At 75.5% G+C, this 9205-nt stretch carries 8 protein-coding genes and 1 pseudogene; 2 read left to right on the plus strand and 7 right to left on the minus strand.

Annotated features, from left to right (window positions below; genetic code table 11):
* Both HCJ92_RS24430 and HCJ92_RS19190 read right to left on the minus strand, forming a co-directional pair.
* Positions 1–311 (minus strand): annotated as a pseudogene (locus tag HCJ92_RS24430) (SUKH-4 family immunity protein); the annotation flags it as partial.
* A gap of 503 nt (positions 312–814) precedes the next feature.
* On the minus strand, positions 815–2236 hold the full coding sequence (locus HCJ92_RS19190) for an NsdA family TPR-like regulatory protein (RefSeq protein WP_167934862.1): 1422 nt from the start codon (positions 2234–2236) through the stop codon (positions 815–817).
* A 169-nt stretch (positions 2237–2405) separates the two neighbouring features.
* On the opposite strand from HCJ92_RS19190, the gene HCJ92_RS19195 reads away from it, so the two are divergent.
* A complete protein-coding gene (locus HCJ92_RS19195) occupies positions 2406–3089 on the plus strand; it encodes a bifunctional DNA primase/polymerase (RefSeq protein WP_167934863.1) in 684 nt (227 codons plus the stop codon).
* Positions 3090–3495: 406 nt separating this feature from the next.
* Here HCJ92_RS19195 and HCJ92_RS19200 read toward each other — a convergent pair whose 3' ends face one another.
* From HCJ92_RS19200 to HCJ92_RS19215, 4 genes are all read right to left on the minus strand, one after another.
* On the minus strand, positions 3496–3774 hold the full coding sequence (locus tag HCJ92_RS19200) for a hypothetical protein (RefSeq protein WP_167934864.1): 279 nt from the start codon (positions 3772–3774) through the stop codon (positions 3496–3498).
* 757 nt (positions 3775–4531) lie between these two features.
* Positions 4532–5359: a hypothetical protein gene (locus tag HCJ92_RS19205; RefSeq protein WP_167934865.1), complete on the minus strand. Its 828-nt coding sequence runs from the start codon at positions 5357–5359 to the stop codon at positions 4532–4534.
* 138 nt (positions 5360–5497) lie between these two features.
* On the minus strand, positions 5498–6358 hold the full coding sequence (locus HCJ92_RS19210) for an alpha/beta fold hydrolase (RefSeq protein ID WP_167934866.1): 861 nt from the start codon (positions 6356–6358) through the stop codon (positions 5498–5500).
* Positions 6359–6838: 480 nt separating this feature from the next.
* Positions 6839–7531, minus strand: a complete 693-nt coding sequence (locus HCJ92_RS19215) for an iron-dependent transcriptional repressor DtxR (protein ID WP_167934867.1) — start codon at positions 7529–7531, stop codon at positions 6839–6841.
* 243 nt (positions 7532–7774) lie between these two features.
* Here HCJ92_RS19215 and HCJ92_RS19220 point away from each other — a divergent pair, with 243 nt between their 5' ends.
* Positions 7775–8533, plus strand: coding sequence for an SIS domain-containing protein (locus HCJ92_RS19220; protein WP_167934868.1), 759 nt, complete (start codon positions 7775–7777; stop codon positions 8531–8533).
* A 104-nt stretch (positions 8534–8637) separates the two neighbouring features.
* On the opposite strand, the gene HCJ92_RS19225 is transcribed toward HCJ92_RS19220, so the two are convergent.
* On the minus strand, positions 8638–9205 hold a 568-nt coding region (locus HCJ92_RS19225; RefSeq protein WP_167934869.1), incomplete at its 5' end, for a GAF domain-containing protein.

The following is a 9205-nucleotide window of genomic DNA, read 5'->3' on the forward strand; positions in this document are numbered from 1 at the left end:
TTCGGAGGCACCGCGGGCGGAAGGCCCGCGGGCGGGGGCATCGCGGGCGGGGGCATCGCGGGCGGGGGCATCGCGGGCGGGGGCGGGGAGTTCCGGTCCCCGGGGGGCGCGGGCGGTCCGGCGTGCAGCTGCGAGGCGTCCCAGGCCATGGTGGCGAACTGGTCCACGCCCTGCCCGACCGGCGGCGGCCGGTGCGCCGGCGGCTGCCCCGCGTGGGGCGGGGGCGCCCCGGCACCGGTGGCGTCGGGGGAGAACCGCGGGATCACCTCGGTGAAGCCGGCACCCGCCGAGGTCGGGGGCGCCGCCGGCATCGGGGGCGTGGGCCGACTGGGCAACGCCGCGGCGGGGCCCGTCTGCGGCCCGGGCTGGGGCGGCCCGGGTGGTGGTGGTGGGGGCACCGGCGCGTGCCCCGTATGACCGCCGGCCGGCGGGTACCCGTAGCCGCCCGACGCCCCGCCCGCGTGGGGAGAGGCGACCGGCGGGGCCGGCGGCGGGAACGGCGGGGCGGGCTGCGCCCACTGCTGGTCCCACTCACCGGCCGGCCCGGCCGGGGTCGCACCGGGGTGCGCCCACGGCTCGGGACCACCGGACTGCCAGGAGGCACCCTCGTGCCCGTGCGGCTCCTCCGCTCGCCTGTGGCGGTTGCTCGACACCGGCGTGGGTCCTCCGTCGCTCCTCGGGCCGCGCCCGTGTCGGGGTGGCGGCGATGCCGGGACACGGTACCCGCTCGCACACAGGAGCGGTCACCAACCCGTTCGGCCGACTGTACCCGGAGTCACCGGCCCGGTCGGACCGCAGGAGAGCACCTCGGACGTCACACCAGTGCCGGCGCGGCCCCCCTCCAACGCTCCTGGAACTCCTTGACGTGAGACGTGTCCTGATAGGGCGCCAGTCGGGCGTTGAAGTCGGCGAAGTACTGGCTGCCGCGTCGCGAACGCAACCCGGTCAGCAGGACACCGGCCTCCCCCGCCGTCTGGCAGGCGTGCTCCACCTCCGCCTGCTGGAGCTTGCCGGTGGCGAGCACCAGCAGCCCGATCGCACGCCGCCTGGTCCGGGTCTCCGGGTGCCCGGCCAGTGCCTCGGAGGCCCGCTGCTGGGTGGCGTTGCCCTGGTCGAGGTCCCGGTGGCAGTGGGCCAGTTCGTCGGCGAGGTACGCCGAGTCGTAGTGCGCGACCCACTCCGGGTCCTCACCCCGCGAGCCCCCGGCGCGCTCCATGGCCGCCAGCGCCGGCGAGGCCGCCCGGCGGCACGCCTCGCGGTCGCCGAGCTGCGCGTGGCCGCGCGCCTCGGCCGCGAGGAACAGTGCCTCGGCGCGGGGCGGCACCTGGCCGCGGGTGCCTTCCTGCGCGGCCCGGGCGAGCTGGATGACCTCGCGCGGGCTGCCGAGTTGGGCGGCGAGGTGGCTCATGCCGGCGGCCAGCACGTAGCCGCCGAAGCCCCGGTCCCCGGCGGCCTGGGAGAGCCGCAGCGCCTGGATGTAGTAGCGCTGGGCCAGTCCGGGCTGACCGGTGTCCACCGCCATGTAGCCGGCGAGTTCCGTCAGCCGGGCGGCGGCGGCGAACAGCCGCCGACCGACCGACTCGCGGTAGGAGCCGGTCAGCAGCCCCGCCACCACACCGTTGAGGTAGTGCGCGACGACGGGCCGGACGTGGCCCGACCCCCAGCGGCGGTCGAGCTCCACCATCGCGTCGGTGGTGGCGATCACCGCGTCCACGTCGCTCATCCCGACGCGGCCCGTACCGGCCGGGGCGGCCACGGAGTCGTCGATGCGGGCGATCAGCCAGTCGCGGCTGGGTTCCACCAGCGCGCCCGGGGCCACCGCGGCCCCGCTGGCGGGTGTCTGCCCCGTCCCGGTGGGCTGCGGGCGGGCGGCGTCCGCGCGCCACAGCTCGCGGGCCTCCTCGATCGCCTCCAGCAGGCCCGGTGCGAAGGTCAGGCCCACGGCGGACGGCGGCTGGCGGGAGCCGCCCATGCCGATCTCCTGCAAGGTCACCGTGCGGCCGAGTTTCCGGCCCAGCGCCTCGGCGATCACCTCCGGGGCACGACCGCGTGGTCGCTGACCTCTGATCCACCTGGCGACCGAGGTCTTGTCGTACCGGAAGTCGAGCCCTCGCTCTGCCGCGCACACATTGACGCGGCGGGCGAGGCCCGCGTTCGAGCACCCCGCCTCCCGTATCAGGGACAACAGCCGCTCGTTGGGCTGCCGTGCGGCGGGCACCGCGGCACTCTCGGTCATGTGCTCTCTCCAGGCTCGGCTGTCCGACGGACGTGTCCGCAGAATCAGTGCCCATGCTGGGCCGGAACCCATGCGCCACGCTCCCGCGGATGCACCCGTGCGCCCCTCCTGCAAGCCGCGCTCCCGATGGTGACCGTAACCGCCGGGGGCGCGGGGAGTTGTGATCACCGTGAGAGAGACCGCCGCAGCCCCCGCCCCGCCCACCCACGCCCCCGAACGCCGCACGGGCGCCATTCCGCAGCAACGGGGCGACGGCCCGCTGGACCACGCCGTCCGGTACACCGAGGAACGGCACTGGGACGTGCTGCCCGGCACCTGGTTGGAGCACCACGGCGCGACCGTCCGCTGCTCCTGCGGCTCCCCCGTCTGCGAGGCACCCGGCGCGCACCCCGACGGACCGGGCTGGGCGGAGCGGGTCACCTCCAGTCCGGCCACCGCACGCCGGATGTGGGAGGCGGAGCCGCGCGCCTCGGTCCTGCTGCCGACCGGTCGCAGCTTCGACGTGCTGGACGTGCCGGAGTCGGCGGGGTGCCTGGCACTGGCCAGGCTGGAGCGCGCCGAGGTCGAACTCGGCCCGGTCAGCGCGACCCCCGGCGGCCGGATGATGTTCTTCGTGCTGCCGGGCGGGGCGGTCAAGACGCCCGGCGTGCTGCGGCAGTTGGGGTGGCCCAGGGACACGCTGGACCTGCGGACGGTCGGGGGCAACGGCTACGTTCCGGCGCCGCCGACCCGGCTGGGTGCGCTCGGCTCGGTGCAGTGGGTGCGACGCACGGGGCGGGCGGTCCGCTGGCCCGCCGACCCGGAGGAGATCCTGCCCGCGCTGGCCTACGCCTGCGGGCTGGACCACGGCTGACGGGACGAGAGGCGTCGGGCAGGGGCGGTCCGCACCTCGGCGGGCCGCTCGGCGCGGGGCGGGCGCGGGTTGCGGGTTGCGGGTTGCGGGGCCGACGCGCGGTACGGCGCGGCACCGGCCGCGGGCCGGGATGCGGCGGCGCGGAGCCGGAGCGCGGAGCCGGGGTGCGGGGCGGGGCGCACTCGCCGGGCGGACGGTCCGGCCTCGACCGGGGCCCGCCGGTCGACGAGTGCGCCGGGCGCACGGCAGCACCCAGAATCTCGTCATGCACACGACGACTCCCGCTGTCGGCGCGCCCCCGCCCCGCGATCACGCTCCCCCCGGATGCGCCCCGTGGAACACGTGGTTCCGGTGGGACGCCTGCGCCCGGCCGGGGGCGGCGGGTCGGCTGCCCACGTCGGAGCGGTCAGTCGCCGAACACGTCCGACCAGGCCCGGGATTCGTCGTCGGCGGGCGGGGCGAAGTCCACCGGCTCGTCGAACTCGAAGCCCATGAAGAGGTCTTGTCCCTCGAACTCTCCCTGGCTGCCGGACACGTGGTGAGGTGCCCGGGCAGCGACGGTCCATCGGGAGACGGCACCGTCCAGCTCCGTCAGTTCGAGCTCGACCGCCGGAACACCGTCGAGCACATGGTTCAAGCCCAGATCGGCGACGAACGTGTCCAGGTCGCAGAACGCGTCGATCATCGGTCCCGTGGGGTCCTCAGAGCGTGCTTGAGACCCCACGCCGGGCCCGCGGCGCCAGCTACGGCCATCTGCCGCGCGGCCAGGAACACCCGAAGACAACCCGGTATGAGGGTGCCCCTCCGCCGTGCAGCTGACCGCATCTGGCGCCGCGAGCCGATCCGACGCGGGGTCTCACACACGCTCTCAGTCGAACCCGAGAAGTTACCTCCCGGCGAGAATCCGGGGCATGCCGGGGGAGTCGGAGGTCGCCCAGCAGGTGTCGTCGCCCTTGAACCCGTAGCGACCGTCGAGCACGTGCAGGTCCATGCGACACACTTGTCGCCCATGCCGAGCTCGGCGACACGGCCCCCGGTGCTGTCCACCCGGATGTCCACGTCGAGCGGCTGGCCGTTCTGCCGGAGCGCGCCGGTGACACGGAGGGCGTACGCCGACCGGAGCTCCGAGATGGCGGCGTCGATGTACCCCCCGGGCTCCAGAGCTGCCCGTGCGACCTCCTCGGGTTGCGCTCCGCCCTTCTCCTCCGCGCCGGCGAGGCCCTGCCGCTCGGCGTGCAGCCCGCCGCCCCCGCAGCCGGCCGGCGTCAGCAGCGCCATGGCCACGACTCCGGCGGCCGGTAGCCCGATACGCGCAGATGATTCAGGTGTTCCCCCTCGCCAGGAGGGGGGTCGTATCCACGCGGCCACCGACGCCGACGGGCGGCGCCCGAGTAGCCGCGGACCCCCTGGACCCCGCGGAGCGACGGCGGTCGGACCCGGCGTCAGACGGGGCTGGTCTCCCCCGGGAGGAAGATCTCCTCCGGGCCGGGCGGGGTGATCTCCAGCGGTTCGTTGTAGTGGTCGAAGAGCATGCGCTGCCGCTCGCCGTCCTCCACCGCGCTGATCTCGTGCAGGTAGTGGGGCGCCTCCACCGCTATCCGCATGGTGGCGGTCTCCCCGTCGCGTTCCGTGACCTCGACGTCGACCACCGGGACCCCGTCGAGATCGCTACGGCCCCTCTCGTCGATCCTGGCGTCGAACTCGTCCACCGGCAGGTCTCCCGTGAGCTCCTCCAGCACGCAGAGCTCGGTGAAGCCGGCCATCGCCGGGTCCCAGGTGGAGCCGTGGAGGTACCGCCCGTCGAGCTGCTCCCCCAACTCGTACAGCCCGGCGGTCTCCCAGAAGAGGTCGTCGGCCTTGACCCAGACCAGGTCGGCCGATTTGAGGATGGTCATCGCACCCTCGCCCTCCATCGCGATGTCGGCGGAGCAGTCCCCGTCGGAGTCGAGCCAGATGTCGAGCTCCATCCGGCTGCCCTCGTCGACGAGGGAGCCGCTGAGCCGCAGCGACTCGGCCGCGGCGAACTCGGCGAGCGCCGAGTCGAACATCTCCCGAAGGTGCGGGTCCTCGCTGTTCCGGCCGCCGCCCCCGGCGTCGGGCTCGCCGTCCTCCCCGACCTCGGTGGCCCGCTCGTTCTTGCCGCTGTCCGCCTCGGCGCCCGCGGACCGGGCGCCCCAGTAGCTCTCGCCGCCCCCCGAGCAGCCGGAGACAGCCACCAGGACGACAGCGGCGGCCGTGGCCCCGAGCGCGGCCCGCGCCTCTCTGCGCATCGTCCCCCCCTTGGTTGTGATGAAAGCGTACCGACCCGGACGCGCGCGGGGCGGGCGCGGGCGGAGCCGCCCCTCGGCGGGCCCGCGCTCCCCGCCCGGCCTGCGGTCGGGCGGTCACCGGCGCCCTCCGCCACCTCGCTACTCGTGCTTCACGGCGGCCAGGAAGGACTCGACCGCCGCGCGCCACTCCTCGGCGCGCTCGTGGTGGGCGAGATGACCGGCGTCGGGGATGTCGGCGTAGCTGCCCTGCGGCAGGACCCTGACCATCTCCTGCGCCTCGGCGCGGCCGAGTTCGCCGTCCTGGCCGCGGATCACCAGGCTGGGGCACTCCACCTGGGCGAGCTCCTCCCAGTGGGCGTCGTGCACCCACGCCTCACGGGCGCGCAGCATGTCCTCCCGGCGGAAGATCGGGTCCCACCCCTCGGGGCCCTCGGACATGACCGCGGTGTAGTAGGCGCCCCGGGCGGGCGAGGGCCGCGACAGCATCGGATCGTCGACGGCGAACCAGCGCCGGGCGGCGGCGGGCGACGCGAACGGCGTCGGCCACGAGTCGTACCAGCGGGCCCACTCGCGCTGCGACTCCTCCCCCAGCGGCGAGGCACGCATGTCGCAGATGACCAGCGCGCTCACCAGGTCGGGACGGCGGGCCGCGAGCTGCCAGGCGGTGAGCGCTCCCATGGCGTGGCCGACGAGGACGGCCGGGCCCAGCTCCAGCTGCTCCAACGCGGACTCCGCGTCGGCGACGAAGGCGTCCCGGCCGTAGTCACCGCCGGACGGGCGCTCGCTGAGGCCGTGACCGCGCTGGTCCAGGCCGACGGGCCGGTAGCGGTCGGCGAGCCAGCGGGCCGCCTCCGCCCAGTGGGTCGAACGGCCCATCAGGCCGTGCAGCAGGAGCACCCCGGGCCGCTCACCGAACTGCTCCACCGTCGAGGAATCGGAGAAATCCCACGCGGCAAGACGCGTGCCACCGCTCCCCGCAACCTCCAGTCGCCGGACCATGCGTCGTACCCCCTTCGCTCACCTCTCGGATCCCCCCGCGGGCAGGACTGCCCACCGCCGCCGGCACGGGGGCGCCGGGACACGATTGCTCTGCCCCGGGCCGCCGCCCGGCCTGCACCCTGAGGTTACCGAACAGATATTCGAACATGCCGTTCTTCTGCCGCGTTTCCCTCGTACGAGTGACCGCCCACACACAGTGCCGCCGCCGGGCCGGCCCCACGGCAGACGGACCCGACCGGCACCGGTGCCGACCACGCACCACCGCCACCGGCTGCCCGCCGACCACCACGGCGGCCAGCGAGTCCGCCGCGTCGGCCCGGGGCCGGGGACGAGGGCACTCACCACCACCGATGCCCCCCGTCATGCCCCCGGCACCGGCCCGCAAACGGCGGGAGGGCGGAGACGACGGCGGGGGGGCCGTTACCGGCCGCCCCGCTCCCCTCGGTCCGCGGACCGCCCCGCCTCCCGGCGGGGTCCCGCTCAGTTCTTCGCGACGAAGACGTGCATCGCCACGGAGTCGTTCAGCTCGGCGGCCTCGCCGCCGCTGCCCACGAGTACCCCGCCCTCGTCACCGGCGCGCACGCTCACGGACGCGCCGGGTTGCACACCCGCACGCCGGAGCGTGTGCATGAGCTGCGCATCCATCTGGATGGGCTCCCCGATCCTCCGGACGACGACGGTGCGGCCGTCGCCCGCGCCCAGGTCGCTGAGCGCGACCATGCCCTCCTCCAGGAAGGGATCGGGCACCACCGCCTCGCCCAGCTCGGCCAGGGCGGGGATCGGGTTGCCGTACGGCGACTCCGTCGGGTGGTCCAGCAGCGCGAGGACGCGGCGCTCGACCGCCTCGCTCATCACGTGCTCCCAACGGCACGCCTCGGCGTGGACGTGCTCCCACTCCAGCCCGATGACGTCCACCAGCAGGCACTCCGCCAGCCGGTGCTTGCGCATCACGCGCTCCGCCAGCCGGCGGCCCTCCTCGGTGAGCTCCAGGTGGCGGTCCCCGGCCACGCTCAGCAGGCCGTCCCGCTCCATGCGGGCGACCGTCTGGCTGACGGTCGGCCCGCTCTGTTCGAGACGTTCGGCGATACGGGCCCGCATCGGAACCACACCCTCCTCCTCCAGCTCCAGAATGGTGCGGAGGTACATCTCTGTGGTGTCGATGAGTCCGGACATGAGTTGCCCCTCGGCTATGTCGTGCGGTGGCCCTGCCCCCAATTCTGACCCATCGCGGCGACAACCGGACCGATCCGGCACCCGCCCGCCGGTGTTTCCGGCGGGCGGGGCCGCCGAAACCCCGCTGCGCGGGGCCCGGACCGCAGTCCGGATCTTGACAGCGCACCAGTGCGGACCCCAGCGTGACTGCCGCCGTGCCGCGCGCCGCGCCCGGCGCCCTCCAGCCGAAGGATGTCCCCGCCGATGAGCCCTCTCCCCCTCGCCGACCAGTTCTTCGACGCCGCGCAGCGACTGCTGGCTCGGGTACGGGAGGAGGAGGGCGAGGCCGTGGCCAGGGCCGCTTCGCTGCTCGCCGACACCGTCGCCTCCGGCGGGCGCGTCTTCGCCTACGGCGCCGGCCACTCGGCCCTCCCCGCGCAGGACGTGGTCTACCGGGCGGGCGGCCTGGCCGTCGTCAACCTGCTGAGCGTCCCCGGTGCGAGCGGGGTGGACGTGCAGCCCGCCCCGCTGGCCAGCGCGCTGGAGCGGGTCGGCGGACTGGCGCAGGCCACCCTCGCGACCTCCCCGGCGCGCGCCGGGGACCTGCTGTTCGTCATCTCTCTCTCCGGCCGCAACGTGCTGCCGGTCGAGATGGCCGCGCAGGCCCGCGCGCTCGGGATGCGCGTCGTGGGGGTGACCTCCGTCCGGTACGCGGCCGAGACCACCTCGAAGACGCCGGACGGGAGCTTCCTCAAGGACCACTGCGACGTGGTGCTGGACAACAAGATCGCCCCCGGTGACGCGGAACTGACCCACCCGGGGGTGGCCGCGCCGTTCGGCCCCGCATCGACGGTGGTCACCTCCGCGCTGATGCAGGCCGTCGTCGCCACCGCCGCCGGGGAGCTCGCCGACCGGGGGCAGGAACCACCGCTGCTCCGCTCCGGCAACATCGACGGCGGCACCGAGTGGAACCAGCGGGTCTGCGAGCGCCACGCCGAGCAGGTGCTCTGGCAGCGCCGCTGACCCGACGGGGCGCGCCGGTCGCCCGGGGCCCCGAGCGGGGCCGGTCGCGGGCGGGAGCGGTCCGGGGCCGGATCGGTCGCGGGCGGGCGGGCGGGCAGGCAGGATCAGTCGAGGGCGCCCGCGAGGTCCACGGCAGCCGCGACCCGCAGCGCGACGTCCTCGGCGAACGCCGCGTCCGCGCGGTCGAACCCGCTGCGACCGCTCCCCCGGAGGAAGGTGACGACGCCGAGCACCCGGCCGCGGCTGCGGAGCGGCACGCACAGTGCGTGCACCGCGTCGCCCGGCCAGCGGTGCACCACCGCCCAGGGCGCGCCCGCGGCGACGCGGGCGGTCCCGCCGCGCGCGGTTCCGCCGGTGGCCCGCACCGGCACCCCTCGGTCCAGCGCCTCCAGCGCCGGGTGGCCGCGGCGGTAGGAGAGGGGCACCCCCGCCACGGCGCTGCCGGGCTCCGGCGGGCCCGGGGTCTCGGTGATCCGGATCAGCCGGCTCCGCGGCCCGTCAGCGGCGCCCGGTGTCCTCCCGGCCTCACGGCCGGGCGCACCGCCGCGCTCGTCGCCGGCTGCGGCGGCCGGTCCGGCCGTGTGCCCGGCGGCCGGCTCCCCGCCCGTGCCGGTGGGACCACTGCGGCCTATGGGGTGCTCCGTGACGGGGCCGGCGGCGCGGGTACCGCCC

The sequence above is a fragment of the Streptomyces spiramenti genome (genome assembly GCF_012034385.1).
GTDB classification, from domain to species: Bacteria; Actinomycetota; Actinomycetes; order Streptomycetales; family Streptomycetaceae; genus Streptomyces; species Streptomyces spiramenti.

Excerpts from the sequence above, each read along its gene's own strand:
- HCJ92_RS19200 (WP_167934864.1), bottom strand. The coding sequence starts at position 3,774 with ATGATCGACGCGTTCTGCGACCTGGACACGTTCGTCGCCGATCTGGGC.
- HCJ92_RS19190 (WP_167934862.1), bottom strand. The coding sequence starts at position 2,236 with ATGACCGAGAGTGCCGCGGTGCCCGCCGCACGGCAGCCCAACGAGCGG.
- HCJ92_RS19215 (WP_167934867.1), bottom strand. The coding sequence starts at position 7,531 with ATGTCCGGACTCATCGACACCACAGAGATGTACCTCCGCACCATTCTG.
- HCJ92_RS19205 (WP_167934865.1), bottom strand. The coding sequence starts at position 5,359 with ATGCGCAGAGAGGCGCGGGCCGCGCTCGGGGCCACGGCCGCCGCTGTC.
- HCJ92_RS19210 (WP_167934866.1), bottom strand. The coding sequence starts at position 6,358 with ATGGTCCGGCGACTGGAGGTTGCGGGGAGCGGTGGCACGCGTCTTGCC.
- HCJ92_RS19220 (WP_167934868.1), top strand. The coding sequence starts at position 7,775 with ATGAGCCCTCTCCCCCTCGCCGACCAGTTCTTCGACGCCGCGCAGCGA.